Genomic DNA, 14,553 nt, shown 5'->3' with positions numbered 1-14,553 from the left:
CGGCTCAGGATTCGCGCGCCAGCGCCAGGAATTCCGTGCGCAGTGCGAGGTTGGGCTGAAGCTCGCCAAGCATGGCGGAGGTAATGGTTTCTTCACCCGGCGTACGGATGCCGCGGCTTTCCATGCACAGGTGGCGGCACTTGATGACCACGCCAACTGCCTTCGGTTCGAGTACTTCCATCAGCGCGTTGGCGATCTGGATCGTCATGCGTTCCTGCACTTGCAGGCGCTTGGCGAAGCAGTCGACCAGCCGGGTCAGCTTCGACAAGCCGACAATCTTGCCGTTTGGCAGATAGCCGACGGTGGCCTTGCCGAAAAACGGCGCGAGATGGTGTTCGCAGTGACTGTAGACCGGGATGCCGCGCACCACAATCAGTTCGTTGTACTGCTCGGCGCCATCCTCGAAGGCCTTCAGCAGCTCGACCGGGTCCTGGTCGTAGCCGGAGGTCCAATGCTTCCAGGCCTTGGACACGCGGTGCGGCGTCTCCACCAAGCCTGGACGGTCGGGGTCTTCACCCAGGCTGGCCAACAGGCGGCGCCAGTCTTGTTCGGAGAAGGCTTCCTTGGACATATTTTCTCAACCCTAAATATTTCGATTGCCGACAGTATATAGAAAATGCGGGACCCTTACCCGCGGCGAGATGGCTTCGCCCTACCCGATTCGGGTAATTCACGCCGGTGATGAACCCCTTTCTTGCGCTAACCGGACTCATCCGAAGCGGGACCGCGCTAGCGTAAGTGGCATGTCCGTCCTCTCGGGAGAAAGCCATGTTTGGAAGCACTGTACTGGAAGTGGCAATCGGCCTCACGTTTTGCTATGCGGCGGTGGCGCTGATCGTCAGCACCCTGCAGGAGGCGCTGGCCTCGCTGCTGCGGCTGCGCGCCCGCACCCTGCTCGAGGGCGTCAAGACCATGCTGAACGACCCCGGCTACAACGCGCTGGCGCGCGAGCTGTACAGCCATGCGCTGGTCAATCCCCATGACGACGGCACCGCGGCCGACGAGCGCGCGCTCAAGTTCAAGCCATCATATATAGAGCCGAAGCTGTTTGCCATCGCCATGCTCGACACCATTCAAACGATACCGGGCAACTGGACCCAGCTTGGCCGCGACATCGACGCCATCGGCGACGAGCAGGTGCGGCGGGCGCTGCAAAGCATTTACCAGCAAGCCAACGGTGACCTGGCCAGGATGCAGGCAGGCATCGTGGGCTGGTTCGACAGTGCGATGGAGCGCGTGTCGGGCGCCTACAAGCGCAGGTCGCTGATGGTCAGCCTGGCGCTGTCGCTGTTGCTGGCGATCCTGTTCAACATCGACAGCATCCACCTGTTCCGCACGCTGTGGCAGCAGCCCGCGCTGGCGGCGCAACTGTCGGTTGAGGCCTTCGACAAGGGCGCGGTCAACGCGCTGATGACCTTACCGATCGGCTGGCAGAACTTCCCCGCCCGGGTCGACGGCGCGTTTGCGATGCAGGTGGCAGGCTGGCTGCTGACAGCGTCGACGGCGCTGTTCGGCGCGCCGTTCTGGTTCGACCTGCTGCAGCGCACCGTGCAGATCCGCGGCACCGGCGAAAAACCCGAGCAGCGCAGCAAGGAAGAGCGTTCAGCCGCCCGGCCTGTGGGCGTCGACCAGAACGCTTGAGATGGACATGTGCGGCACGCGTTCGGGCCATTCATCGTTCGGCCCGAACCAGCGTGCTTCCGACAGTTCGTTGGTGTCGATGCGGATTTCCCCATCGAGGTAATCGGCGGTAAACGCGATCATCAGCGAATGCGGGAAGGGCCATGACTGGCTCGAGAAATACTTCAGGTTGTGCACGCGCAGGCCGACTTCCTCGTAGACCTCGCGGTGCACCGCCTCCTCGATCGACTCCCCGGCTTCGAGGAAACCGGCCAGCGGCGTGAAGCGCTTGCTGGGCGATGCCGTGTGCATCGCCATCAGGTAAGAATCACCCTTGCGGATCAACACCATCATTGCCGGGGAAATCCGCGGATACGCGCTCATGCCGCAATTGCCGCACTTGAAGCACCGTTCGCCGGCCACCCGCTCCATCGGCGACGCACAGGCGCCGCAATAGCGGTGCGTGCGGGCCCATTCGGCAAGTTGCGAAGCCCGCCCGGCAACCGCAAGCAGGTCTTCGTCCACCGCACCGAACAGCGAGCGCAGGCCGCGCCACGCATAGCCCTCCGGGGCGGCCGGATCACCCTCGACCCAGCCCGTCTGGCAGTAGCGCTGGCCCAGCATGCCGACCGGTTGCAGGTGGCGCTCATCGAACCCGGCCGCGGCCGTGGTTTCCGCGCGCGGTAGCGCAAGGCTGGCCTCATGCACCAGCAGCTTTCCGCCATTGAAAATGAAGGTTAGCGGATCCGCTGCGGTGCGCGGGTCCATCACCGGGCTGAACGTAAGGGGGCTTTTTAGCATGTCGCGAACGCTTTCGATATAAACGTCCGACCATGATACCGCTGGCCGCCGCCGGCCGCTCAGCTGTCGGGAAATCTTACAGATGAGTTGGCCGAATTTGCGGCAAGCATGTAAGCATATGATTTTATTAATAATAATTTATTTGGCACAATAATTGCTTAATATTATTTTCCAAAACAAATACTATAGGGATAAAAAAATGTTCAAGAAAACTGTCGGGATGTTTGCACTTGCCATGTTGCTTGCTTCGTCCGCAGTGGCCGCTCCGGTCTCCATCAACTTCGGCACTTACGCTTCCGGCACCGCCATCACCAACCAAATCGCTGGCGTATCGTTCTCGCTGATGGGCGGCCCGCACTCCGACGGCGCACCCGTCACTGGCGGTTTTGGCGGCCCTGGCCTGGGCAACAGCACCACCACTGACTACCCGACCGCAGCAATCCTCAACGTGAAGTTCGATGGCGTGGCCAGCAATGTCTTCTTCACCTTCGACAACTACGGCTGGAACAGCTGGGGCGCCGGCGCGACCTTCTTCTCCGCGTTCAACAGCGCCGGAGCACTGCTGGAAACCGGCCTGGTCGGCGGCGGCGGCTCGTTTGCGCTGACCTCGAGCGGTATTGCCGATCTGCAGTTCAACAACAATACCGGCGGCGCCTCCAACTGGCTGTTCACGCTCAATTCGCTGCAAGCCGAAGTCACTGCCAACGACGTGCCTGAACCAGCATCGCTGGCACTGTTCGGCCTGGGCGCACTCGGCTTCGCGGTATCGCGCCGCCGCATCGCCGCCCGCCGCGCCGCGTAAGAACGCCGCTTCACAAGGCACAGCCCGCCGGTTGTCCGAGCGGGCTTTTTTACATCCCGACCGCTGATTTGGGCCACCGCTCAATCCCCGCCAGCCAGCCGAACTAATCCCCGCCGCCCCGCTCCAACTCGTATCGCCGCCGTTCAGCTATACGAGGAAAAAATGACCAATGAACCCCTTGTATTGGGCGTCAACCGCACGCAAGACGCCAGCGCCTGCCTCATGCAGGGTTCCACGATGCTGTGGGCGATCCAGAAAGAACGCCTGACCCGGCATAAGCACCACTGGGGCAAAATCGGCGACATTGGCAACATCTACCTGCCACGCATGCCAGGCCTCGACCGCGAAATCGATGTGCTGGTCGAGTGCTATTCGTCCGATGCAGAATTCGGCAACCTGGCCGGGTACGAGCAGGAGCTTGCGGCATCGCTGCGCCTTGCCCCCGGCTGCAAGCGCGCGCATGTGTCGCACCACCTGGCCCACGCCTACAGCGTCTTCCATCCGTCGCCCTTTGCCGATGCCGCAGTCATGGTTATCGACGGCCAGGGCAGCGCCGTATCCTCGTTTACCGAGCACTGGGACGGCGCCGCCGAAGTGCCGGGCCACTGGCGCGAAGTGTCATCGTTCTACCGCGCCGACCGCAAGCGCCTCGATTGCATCGGCAAGCAGTTGTGGGATTGCGACAACGGCGGCCTCGTGGGGCTGGGCATGTTCTACTTTTTGCTGACGCAAGCGATCTTCCCCGGCGAAGGCAACGAAGGCAAGGTGATGGGGCTTGCGCCCCACGGCGACGCCTCAGCAACGAGGCTGCCGCCGCTGGAGGTAGAGGGACCCCAGGTCAGCATCCCGCGCCCGTGGCGCGAGGTGCTGCGCGAACGTGGCCGCTTCCGCTACGACGGCGCCAGCGACGCGCGTTTCGCGTCGGTCGCCAACCTGGCCGCAGCCGGCCAGCGCGCGTTTGAAGAAGCGCTGCTCGAAGTGGCCCGCTGGCTGCACCGCCACACCGGCGCGGACAACTTATGCTTTGCGGGCGGCACGGCGCTCAACTGCTCCGCCAACGACCGGCTGCTGCGGGAAACGCCATTCAAACGCGTCTTCATCCCCCCCGCTCCAACCGATGCCGGCACGTCGCTGGGCTGCGCGGTGTATGGCCTGACAGAGCTGGCGGGGGCGCGCTGCGACTACCGGTGGCAGCACGACTACCTGGGACCGGAGCCGGCGCAAGCCGATATGGACGCGGCGCTGCAGGGAGCGGACGACCTGGTTGTCGAAAAAACCGGCGAGGTGCGTGCGCTGTGCCTGCGCATGGTGGACCTTCTGTGTGATGCGAAAGTCGTCGGGCTGTACCAGGGGCGCAGTGAATTCGGTCCGCGCGCGCTTGGCCACCGCAGCATTCTTGGCGACCCGCGCAACGAACGCATGCGCGACTGGATCAATGCCGAGGTCAAGCAGCGTGAATGGTTCCGGCCGCTGGCGCCGGTTGTCCTGCTCGACCGCGCCAGCGAGTACTTCGGCATCCATCGTCCGTCGCCATTCATGCAGTTTGCCGCGCCGGTACGACAGCATGCGGCGCCGGTGGTCCCCGCGGTGACCCACGTCGACTTTACCGCACGGCTGCAAACGGTCGGCAGCGACGACGACCCCTTGCTGTGGACGCTGTTGAACGCCTTTGAAGCGCGCACCGGCGTGCCGGTGCTGCTTAACACCTCGTTCAACCGCAAGGAAGAACCGATTGTGGAAACCCCGGCCGAAGCGCTTGAAACCTTCCGCCGAACCCCGATGCACGCGCTGGCAATGCCGCCCTACCTGATTCGTAAGCGCGTCGAGCCGCCCGCCGTCGGCTGATGCGCCATGCACTGCAAGCACGCCTGCCCGTCACTGCCGGCCGCCGCAGGCCTGGCCGCGACGAAAGGATCGCCACAATGGCCACTACGCGAACGGGGCTGGCGATGATCGCCGGATATCCGGCCAGCGCCAGCATCGATCCGGGCGACACCCTGGTGTTGCACGTATCGACAACGGCGCGGCGTTTCAGGGTGCTGTTTTACCGCTGGGCCGACGGCCTGGTACCGGTGCATGTGACCGGCTGGCTGCCCGGAAAATGTGCTGCACCCCGCAGCGCGGCAGACGACTGGGAGTGGCCCGCCTACCCGTTCAAACTTGAAGGCAACTGGCCATCGGCCGTCTACCTCGCATTCCTTGACGATGGCCGGGGCGCAGGGCTGTCACTGGCGGCAAGCAGCGCGGCAGCCTTGTTCATCGTGCGCGGCCAGGGCCAGGCCAGGCTGTTGTACAAGCTGCCGGTTGCCACCTGGCATGCCTACAACTTCACTGGCGGCGGCTGCTTCTACAAGAATCCGCCGCGCTCGCTCGATCCGCCGGGAGGAAAGGTGTGCTTCCGCCGGCCCGGCGGCGGCATCGGCGGCGCGGTCTGGTGCTCGCCCGACTATTACGACCTGAATTCGCCGCGCCAGACCTTCGCGCATTGGGACGCGCCCTTCATCCGCTGGCTCGCGCGCAACGGCTACACGGCCGAATTCTGTTCCGGACTCGACCTCGCGGCTGGCGGCGTACCCGACCATTACGGGCTTTTGCTCAGTGCCGGTCACGACGAATACTGGAGTGAACCTGAACGCGACGCCGTCGAGGCCTTCATCGCCAACGGCGGCAACGCCGCCTTCTTTGGCGGCAACACCTGCTGGTGGCGGGTACGCGTGGTCGATGACGGCGCGGCGATGGTCTGCCACCAGGGCGGGCCAGGCGGTGCGCTCGACCAATGGTGGCCCGACAGCGGCGCCGGCAGGCCTGAGGACGCGCTGTGCGGCCTCAGTTACCGGCATGGCGGCGGCTGGTGGGACGGCGCCCGCGAAACCGCAGGCTACATCGTCCAGCAATCGGCGCACTGGGTGTTTGAAGGAACGGGGCTGGCCGACGGGTGCGCCTTTGGCGCCTGCACAGCGCCGCCGCTCGTTGGCTATGAATGCGACGGTGCGCCGCTTGCCGCGTTCGACCACAGGCGCGGGCGTGCGACGCTCGCGCCCCTTCACGCACGGCACGCCACGCCGAAGGGCTTCGAGTTGCTCGCGGCGAGCGTGCTTGGCGACAGGTGGCAGGAATTACCAACACGGGAAGGCTCCGCTGCGAGGGAAGGCATCCACGCCGCAACAATGGGTATCTACTCCAACGGCGGCACCGTCTTCAGCGCCGGCACAACGGACTGGGCGCAGGTTCTCGGCACCATGCAGGAGCCCTGCGTCGACACCATTACGCGTAATGTGATTGACCGTCTTCAGGCATTGTGAACAAGGACTGAACCGCACAGCACTGCCACGGTCGAACTGGACGAGCACAAGTCAAAACCGACCGATGCGGGAGTAATGGATGAACGCGGAGCAAACACATCTGAAAAGCAGGCTACCCGAGCTCCACCTGCACAACCGCAAACCCGGTTCGCTCGTGATTTTCCGCGCGTTGCAGCTTGGGGACATGCTATGCGCGGTGCCCGCATTGCGGGCCCTGCGCACCGCCCTGCCCACCACGCGTATCGCACTGGTCGGGTTGCCGTGGGCCGTGCAGTTTGCCGAACGCTTTCCAGGCTACATTGATGAGTTCCTCGCGTTTCCGGGCCACCATTCGCTTCCCGAGCAACAGGTTAGAACTGACGCGGTTGCCCCGTTCTACACTGCCGTGCACCAGCGCAGCTTCGATCTTGCGCTGCAAATGCATGGCAACGGTGAAATCACCAATGCGATTGTGCAGTCGTTTGGGGCGCGCTGCGTGGCGGGCTTTGGCGTGCCACTGTTCCATCCGGGGCGCGATGATTATTTCTATCCGTACCCGGACAGCGGCCCTGAACCAATGCGCCTGCTTGAGCTGACCGAGCAGCTCGGGGCGCCGCCGATCGGCACGCACCTGGAATTTCCGCTCACTGCCGCCGACGAGCGTGAACTTGCGGTTAGCGGTGTCGCGGACGGGCTGGAACCTGGCACTTACGTTTGTATTCACCCCGGAGCGCGCTGGCGCGACAAGTGCTGGCAACCGCAGCTGTTCGCGCATGTCGCCGACAGGCTCGCCGCTGAGTTTGGGCTGCGGGTTGTACTGACCGGAGCATCCAACGAGGCCGCGCTCACGGCCGCCGTTGCGCGGCACATGCGCACCCCAGCGCTGGACGCCGCAGTTCCCCTGTCGATCGGTGCGATGGCGGCGCTGATGAGCCGCGCGAAGCTGCTGCTGTGTAATGACACGGGCGTATCGCACATTGCCGCAGGGCTTAAGCTGCGCAGCGTGGTCGTGTTCAGCAAAGCCGATATCCGGCGCTGGGCGCCGCTGGACCAGCAGCGTCACCGATGCTTGTGGGATCCGGAAGGCGAGCGTGCGGATGAGGTGCTGGCGGAGGCGCGCGCGTTGCTGTGCGGAGAATAGGAGCCGGACGGAGGCCGCGGACCCTTACGCCGATGACCTGCTGCGGTGCACCGGTCATTGGCATTCGCATTCGCATTGCATTGCATTGCATTGCATTGCATTACATTGCAGGTGAAGAGTACACGTTTATCGTCCGGCGCCGAATTACCGGCGATTCGGCGGATGACGGGCTACGCCCTCTTCCGCCCTACCGATCGCGACTGAACGCACGACAAAGCGCATGGCATGATCGTACGGCGGAAAAGCGAAGCGCATTCGCCTTGCTTGCCTAAGTTGGCTTTAGCAATCTTACGCTTGTCGATCTTGTTCTTTGCGGCTGAGCCGGCATACGCGATGACATGCCGGGTCGACCTCTTTCACCTCTCCCACACTCAATGTCATACACGCATCGACAGGGCCTAAAGCCGCTCAGTGAAGCGCAATTGCCGCATATTCACGCCGTCGTCCTCGCGAACGCGGGGACCCATACTGAGTCCGTTGAGCGGCTCAGCATGGATTCCCGTTTTCGCGGGAATGACGAGATATTGACTTCGATGGCTCAATTTGGCGGCCTAACCGCCGAGTCCGAACGCCGCCAAACCCGTCCTGGCCCCGCCATCCGTCCGCGTCGTTTGATCAACCGGTACCTGTCCTCATGCCGTCGACTCAAACAGCTCCAGCGCCATCGCCGTAACGTGATCGACCGGCACGTCATCGACAAAACAGACATCATGCTCGCACCGCGTCTTGCGGTTCTCCTGGCCGCACACGGGGCAATGTACCCGGACTGACATCGCGGCACGGTGCATGCCCTGTCGCAATGGGCACGCCTCCATCAGGTTGGTCAGCCAATACACGCCCACACAAGGCGTACCAATCGCAAGCGCGAGATGCAAGGGGCCGGAGTCGTTTGACACCACCATCGCCGCGCGCTCGACCAGGCCGCACAGCCCAGACAGCGACATCGCTCCAGTCAGGTCGATGGCTCGCGCGCGCATGTTGCCGATGACGCCCCTGACCAGGTCGGATTCCTCGACAGTTCCGTTGACGGCAACAACAGCACCGCTATCGGCAAGGGCATCGGCCACCGCAGCAAATTTCTCCACGGGCCATCGCCGCCGCGGGTCGCTCGACCCGGGATGCACGATCACCAGGCGTTCAGCGCGGTCGACAGGGAGCGCAGCTGCGGCCTCAAGCCGGTCGTTGTCGGTCACATGCAGTTCGTGCCCCATCCGCCATTGGTTTGCTCCGGCAAGCGCCACGATTTCCAGCATTTCCAGACGGCGGTTGTTGAAGTCCCCGTAGGCGATCCAGCGGTCAAGCAGCGCGGCGTCCGGCGTGCGGGCGCCAATCGTGACCCTTGCACCCAGCCGCTTGATAAATGGATTGGAGTAGCGCCCGCCCCCAAACATCTGTACGGCCAGGTCGAAACCTTCGCTGCGCATTTCGTCGACGAAGGCGTCAACGGCAACGTGGTCGACGTCAGCGTTTGGATGGGCGCCGACGCCGGGAACGGGAGGAATAACAGCCACCCTGTCGATCGGGCCAGGCCGTCCCATCATGAAGTCGGCATGCCACTGCTTGCCCACGTACCAGATTTCAGCAGCGGGGTAGGCATAGCGCAGGGCGTGTAAGGCAGGCAGCGAGAAGATAAAATCGCCGACGGCGTTGGGCCGCAAGGCGAGAATCTTCTGCACGCCCGAAAGCGCGCCTTCGGATGCCCGCGTCATGTGCCTCCCGCTGGATGCAGCATTTTTGGCGCGTCGAATTGCCGGGCATGGATCGTGGTCGGCAGTTCCATATGGTAAGCGCCAGAGGGGATGATTCCACATCCCCCATGCCTTGCCATCACCCGTACCTGCGCCAGTACGTCCTCACCGCAATGCTCTGCCGGCAGCTCTTGCCAAAAATCGAAACCACCGGCTTCGCGCAGTTTGGCAGTGTCGAACAGCACGCATCCGCCAACCCACGCGACGCGGTAATGCCGTGTCGTGTCGCGCGTCAGCTTCAGCCGCGACTGGACATGAAACAGGTTCGCCGCGCTATGCAGGCGGTGCCGCTCCCACGCAACGCAGTCAGGCGACATTGCCTCCGGCACGACCCGGCCGTCCCAGAATTCGATATGTTGTTCTTGCGGCCTTTGCTCGGCGTGGTAGCTCAGCCCGTGCAGCGCGCTGCCGACGAAGCCGCACTGTTGCTCGCGAATCGTATCGTGGAGACGCTGGAGCAAGTCGTTCTCGATGAGGACATCGTCGTCAAGGAACAGGCTGTATGGCGCGCCAGCGTTCGCTAGCAGGAACGCGCGTTGCTCCGCCATGCCACGTCGAGGCGTGTTGCGGAAGGCGAGGACAGGTATCTCGCGCGACCGCAAAATACGCGTCACCGCCATCACCTCGGGCGTCAGGAAAACACCCTCTTCATCCGACTGGTCCGACACGACGATCCTGATGCGTTCGAAATTTTGCCCGGCTAATGCGGTCAGCACCATCGCAAGGGCGTACGGCCTGTTGCAAGTCGGTATCAGGACGTCGATGACGGCCGCGCTGCTCATGAAGCTGCCTTATCCTGCGTGGCAGTTGAATGGCGCGCGTAAAGATACGGATTCAGCGCAGGGTCGTTGTACATCTTGAACTGGCGATAGACCTTGAAGTAAGCAAGCCCAACGCGCGCGTCAGCAAGCAGCTGGTCGAGACAGGAGGCGAGGTCGGCGCGCTGCATGGCGAGGCGCCGCATTTTGGTCATGCAGGCGCTGACATGATCGGCGCCTGCGTCGGTACGCCGCGTCTGCTCACGCATGTGGAAAATCTTGAGCGCCAAAATGGAAAGCCGGTCGATCATGGCGCCAGCCGTCTCACTGCTCAGGCGTGCGCCCGGAGAGCGCATGACATTACGGAGCATTTGCAGGATGACTTCGTCGATCGCCTCCACAGCATCGTTGCGCAACTGGTTGTGGCGGTCAATCAGCCGCTTGCTCGCCGCCACTTCGGCGGGATCGACATCGGTGCGCCGGGCCCGGTCCTCCTCGTGCCACAACAGGCCATTGAAGCGGTGGTTCGCGTCGATCCAGCGCCACGCATCTTCCAGCGCATGGGAAGTGGCCGCGTTCGGCCATGTGGGATCGATCAGTTTTGCGTCATGAAACTGCGCGATCGACAGGGCATCCAGGTCCACCAGCATGGCGTTTCTCCCAGCAAGGCTGTGCGGCTGCGAATGCAACCGTGCCAAGCTTGGAGAAATACCGACGCACCGAAGTTCTGCGTCACCGGGCGATCATTGATGTGCCCCAACCGCTCGCGGTGCGACAAAGTAAAAACCCCGGACAGCTTACACTGCCGGGGCTTCCTGATGCATCAAGCGTGCTTATCGCGCCGAGCGTTGCGCCTGAGCGCTGGTGTGCGGGCACAGCATTGGGCGAGACACACAACTGGAGGGAAGGGTTTGTGCTGCTGCCGGTCGTTGCGCCTTGGCAGTCTGACAGTGATGATCGAGGCAGGAAAAATAAAAAGCCCGACTCCCCTAAAAAGAGTCGGGCTTTTAAGGGATATTTCGTGCCGCCTCAATCCCTTCAATAGTCTTTCTTAGAAGGGTTGTAATTACCTTCCCAATGTAAACAAGACGTACATCCTTCTTTTAAATGAGGTTTTCCACATAATACGCTAACAGATTGTAAACAATTACCCTTCCGTGACCACCTTGTTTACGCTTTAGTGCAGGTTATGCAGCCGGAAGTGTGGACTTTGTCCCTGCCAGTTGGGTGAGGCCGGCTTCTCGCTCCGAGGCAGTACAGAGTGCGCCGACGTTATAGGTTGAGATTGGGTTGCCGCTATTTTGGCTAAGCATTCAAGCATTTTCTCTCAAGCATTTTCTTCTCAAGCATGTTTGTTTAGGGTAAGGTGATACATGGAGATCATTGCCGCTGGATTGCCCCATGACTGAACCGAAACGTGACCGCCTTCTGATTCCTGACAATAAGATCATTGTCGTTTTAGATACCGCGCCCGTGCGCGGCCTCGCTTACGCCACGGAGACGCCTCCCTGGGTCGACACCTTCACCCGCATGGCGCAGCAGAATTATTCGTTCTCCCTAGCCGACGGCGCTTTAAGTGAGCTCTTGGCTCAACGGCAAAGGAACGCGTTATCACCTGCAGACTGTCAAAGAGTTTTGGAGAGGCTGCAGAGCTTTCTGAACTTGCAAGTCCCTGTCCTACTTGGGAAGAAGGATCTCTTGGGCATGTTGCAAGTTAATGAGGAACCGTGGAGCGAGGATGAATGCCGTGCCGTGTCGCTCACTGGCTGGAAGTTGCTGATGCGTTGCGCGCATCCTAACGATCAACAACCTTCGCCGGAATGGGCGCTTGAGGAGGAGCGTGAGGATTGGAAAGGGCTGTTCGCAGGGTGGCAGAAGATTCTCGACAATATCAATGTTGAGGACCCAGCTGATCCGATTGACGTCAACGAATTGACTCCAATGCTCCTCGATGGCATGGAACGTGGGCAAGATAAGTGGAATTCGCTCGTGCCACCCATGTCGGTGCGTATGCATCTCCAAAACCGCTACCACTGGCGGCAGTTTGTCCGAATGCAACAGAAGAAGGGGGCATACAATCCCAACTCACCTAAGAAGCGAAATGACGGGATTGATGCCGATCTTTACCGTTATTTGGTATTGCCCGCTTTGATTATTACTGAGGATAACGGTTTCTTAACTAAGCTGGCCGATATTCAGAGTTTTCAAAAAAGTTGGCTTTACACACCGCAGCAATTGGCCGACGAGTGGATACAGGGCAACGAGCCCGCTCCAAACTGGCCCGAGCGCACCTAAATGGCGCTAAGTTCGTCATGCAAGAAGTTGTGCTATTAAGAGTACTAGTTTTTGCTTAGTTAGTGGCGCAGACTTCACATCCTTTCAAGGATTACATGGCTGGCATGCTTAATGTTAAGGTTATGTGGCCTACCGGAGCCTCGGCCATTGGTCGCTTTGATGAGATATTGGTGCGCCAAGTGGCCGATATCGAAAACTTGTCAGAAGCCATCGGGAAGATTTTCCTGCCCTCATGCCAAGTGCCCGACGCTTGGCGCTATTATCTCGATGTGACGGCGGGAACGATCACTTCTCCTTTAAGGCTGGCCCCACAGAGGGACTTGGTGCATTCGTGCTACCAGGATACCTTTGCGTGGAGGGCGGCCGGCAAGCAGCCTGTGCTCTTACTGCTTGAATCACCTCATGTCGATGAGTTTTTTTATGACACGGCCTGTGTTTTCAGGCCAAAGGGGCCGGCGCAGCGCAGCAACTACGGAGGGACTGGCTACGGGCTGCGCACGTACGGTAGTCAAGTGCTGTCGCAGCTAAGCCTCCCTACCGGTAGCTATCCCCTGATTGTGGTCAATCCAGTACCCTACCACACATCACTGCGTTGGCTTGTGACCGATGTGACCAAGAGCACTGGACGGCGCAAGCCAAAGGTGCGGGAGATAAATCCTGTCGTGCGCGACCATGTATGGAGTGTATTGTGGCAACTAGCGTTCATGCAGACTGATTTCTTAAGCCGCTGCAGAAACTATGCACCGGTCGCCGTTGTCAATGCCTGCACTCAGCTACTGCAACCGCAGGTCACGCAATTCCTGCGACATCATCCAGTCTGCTCGGCGCTATATGAATGTAGTTCGCATCCGTCCCACTGGACTCGTGCCTTTGGAAAGAACGGCCGAGGCGTGCAACTTACTCGTGTGTGAACTGCCCTTCAAAAAGCTCATCTGGGGGTTAGCGAAGCGGGTCAGCGCGTGAAGCAAAAACCAAAATACTAATCAAGGCCCCAGCACTTCTAGCTCGCTCAACCGTAGTCCTACTACTGCCAAACGATGCATGTCGCCTGACCGCGACGTTCGTTCACACAACTGCTTGGAGATGCTTTGGTTGCGTCTATCTGATCTCCCTGGACTTCGTCTCAGCGTTCCCAGCAAGGTCTTGTTCCACACCCTTGTAGCCGCTTACCGCAGTGCCGGATCTAAATCCTGCAGATGATCGTTTTGCAGAGTAGGCGCCGTCGAGTACTTCGAGGCCAAGTCCAATGTCCCAGACGTAGTCGCTAAACCGAATGAAGCGGTCGTGGGCATCATCGCGAAAGCCGGTGTTCGGCACCATAAAGACTTTGATGCGCTTGATGTTCTTGTGCGGCAATCTGCCGAAAACCAGGCGTAACTCAGCCTCAATGTCGTCGATGGATTTCCTGTTCGCGCCTGATAGGTCGGCAGTCCAAGCGGAATAAATCGTGACGTAGCGTTGGCCAGTGGCATCCGTATCCAGCAGCCGCAGGAAACGCTCAAGCCCGGAGAGTTGGTTCTGCGTGTGGGTAATGTGCTGACCAATGGCATATCGATCAACGACACTTATGAGTTTGATTGGTGCCTTAGCCAGCGCGCTGAAGCGTGCATCCCAAGTTACCTGGAAATTATCGCCAGCTTCGATGTGTGTGCCAGCCAACGCCGTCGCAGCTTGAAAAGCGTGCGCTTGTCCTACTGCCAAGAGACGACAGATAGAGACATCAATCCCGTCGCCCGGTTGAAGCGCCTGATCACAATCATCATTGAATCCAAATCCGACCTCGGCACATGTGTCATCTACCAGTGCCAACTGCGCAACTCCAGAGAAGTCACTCAGGGTTTCCGCGGCGACGTTGCCATTCCATTCGGGGGCGGTCAGTAGCGGGGCTCGTTCCAATACTTCTTGCCAGCGGGGGCGAATGTTCGGCGGTATGGTGGGAACAGCTTGGTGTAGACGTGATGCGGGCAGCGAGTCGCCGTCATGCACAAGCAATCCGGTCCGTTGCCACACGTCGAGCAAGTTGTTGTAACAGGAACGTTGTTGCGTCGGCGTCCATGCTGGATCTGGCGCAAGACTGTCGGCGTCGATTACGAAGGGAACCAGCATT

The 14,553-nt window shown here is 60.8% G+C and carries 13 protein-coding genes; 7 read left to right on the top strand and 6 right to left on the bottom strand.

Features of this window, described 5'->3' with window-relative positions:
* Positions 1-4: 4 nt before the first annotated feature.
* On the bottom strand, positions 5-571 hold the full coding sequence (gene folE, locus LMJ30_RS06225; RefSeq protein ID WP_229431471.1) for a GTP cyclohydrolase I FolE: 567 nt from the start codon (positions 569-571) through the stop codon (positions 5-7).
* 197 nt (positions 572-768) lie between these two features.
* Here folE and LMJ30_RS06220 point away from each other — a divergent pair, with 197 nt between their 5' ends.
* Positions 769-1,641 (top strand): hypothetical protein, encoded by an 873-nt coding sequence (locus tag LMJ30_RS06220; RefSeq protein WP_229431470.1) that lies wholly within the window; start codon positions 769-771, stop codon positions 1,639-1,641.
* Here LMJ30_RS06220 and nudC read toward each other — a convergent pair.
* Complete coding sequence (gene nudC / locus LMJ30_RS06215; protein ID WP_229431469.1) at positions 1,603-2,421, bottom strand: NAD(+) diphosphatase; 819 nt, start codon at positions 2,419-2,421, stop codon at positions 1,603-1,605. The genes LMJ30_RS06220 and nudC overlap by 39 nt on opposite strands.
* Before the next feature lie 199 nt (positions 2,422-2,620).
* Here nudC and LMJ30_RS06210 point away from each other — a divergent pair, with 199 nt between their 5' ends.
* The 4 genes from LMJ30_RS06210 to LMJ30_RS06195 all read left to right on the top strand — a co-directional run bounded on the left by LMJ30_RS06210 (position 2,621) and on the right by LMJ30_RS06195 (position 7,645).
* Positions 2,621-3,223, top strand: coding sequence for a PEP-CTERM sorting domain-containing protein (locus LMJ30_RS06210; RefSeq protein ID WP_229431468.1), 603 nt, complete (start codon positions 2,621-2,623; stop codon positions 3,221-3,223).
* A 162-nt stretch (positions 3,224-3,385) separates the two neighbouring features.
* Positions 3,386-5,068, top strand: coding sequence for a carbamoyltransferase family protein (locus LMJ30_RS06205; RefSeq protein WP_229431467.1), 1,683 nt, complete (start codon positions 3,386-3,388; stop codon positions 5,066-5,068).
* Positions 5,069-5,145: 77 nt separating this feature from the next.
* Positions 5,146-6,525 carry a N,N-dimethylformamidase beta subunit family domain-containing protein gene (locus LMJ30_RS06200; protein ID WP_229431466.1) on the top strand — a complete coding sequence of 460 codons (1,380 nt, stop codon included), beginning with the start codon at positions 5,146-5,148 and terminating at the stop codon, positions 6,523-6,525.
* A gap of 79 nt (positions 6,526-6,604) precedes the next feature.
* Positions 6,605-7,645 (top strand): glycosyltransferase family 9 protein, encoded by a 1,041-nt coding sequence (locus LMJ30_RS06195; protein ID WP_229431465.1) that lies wholly within the window; start codon positions 6,605-6,607, stop codon positions 7,643-7,645.
* A gap of 632 nt (positions 7,646-8,277) precedes the next feature.
* Here LMJ30_RS06195 and LMJ30_RS06190 read toward each other — a convergent pair.
* Genes LMJ30_RS06190 through LMJ30_RS06180 form a run of 3 tightly spaced genes read right to left on the bottom strand, consistent with a single transcriptional unit; the run spans position 8,278 to position 10,801 of the window.
* Complete coding sequence (locus tag LMJ30_RS06190) at positions 8,278-9,354, bottom strand: glycosyltransferase family 9 protein (RefSeq protein ID WP_229431464.1); 1,077 nt, start codon at positions 9,352-9,354, stop codon at positions 8,278-8,280.
* Positions 9,351-10,175: a glycosyltransferase family 2 protein gene (locus LMJ30_RS06185; protein ID WP_229431463.1), complete on the bottom strand. Its 825-nt coding sequence runs from the start codon at positions 10,173-10,175 to the stop codon at positions 9,351-9,353. The genes LMJ30_RS06190 and LMJ30_RS06185 overlap by 4 nt, the downstream gene beginning before the upstream one ends.
* The gene (locus LMJ30_RS06180; RefSeq protein WP_229431462.1) at positions 10,172-10,801 is read right to left on the bottom strand and encodes a DUF4254 domain-containing protein; all 630 of its coding nucleotides are present in this window, start codon (positions 10,799-10,801) and stop codon (positions 10,172-10,174) included. Before LMJ30_RS06180 ends, LMJ30_RS06185 begins: the two co-directional genes overlap by 4 nt.
* 751 nt (positions 10,802-11,552) lie before the next feature.
* On the opposite strand from LMJ30_RS06180, the gene LMJ30_RS06175 reads away from it, so the two are divergent.
* Positions 11,553-12,446, top strand: coding sequence for a hypothetical protein (locus tag LMJ30_RS06175; RefSeq protein WP_229431461.1), 894 nt, complete (start codon positions 11,553-11,555; stop codon positions 12,444-12,446).
* Positions 12,447-12,541: 95 nt separating this feature from the next.
* Entirely contained in the window at positions 12,542-13,357 is an 816-nt protein-coding gene (locus LMJ30_RS06170) for a hypothetical protein (RefSeq protein ID WP_229431460.1), read from the top strand.
* Positions 13,358-13,544: 187 nt separating this feature from the next.
* Here LMJ30_RS06170 and LMJ30_RS06165 read toward each other — a convergent pair whose 3' ends face one another.
* Entirely contained in the window at positions 13,545-14,552 is a 1,008-nt protein-coding gene (locus tag LMJ30_RS06165; RefSeq protein WP_229431459.1) for a hypothetical protein, read from the bottom strand.
* Position 14,553: the final 1 nt, after the last annotated feature.

The organism is Massilia agrisoli, from assembly GCF_020831365.1.
Classification (GTDB): domain Bacteria; phylum Pseudomonadota; class Gammaproteobacteria; order Burkholderiales; family Burkholderiaceae_D; genus Telluria_A; species Telluria_A agrisoli.
Note: the sequence above shows the minus strand (reverse complement) of the source record. Positions and strands in the feature narration are given on the sequence as shown.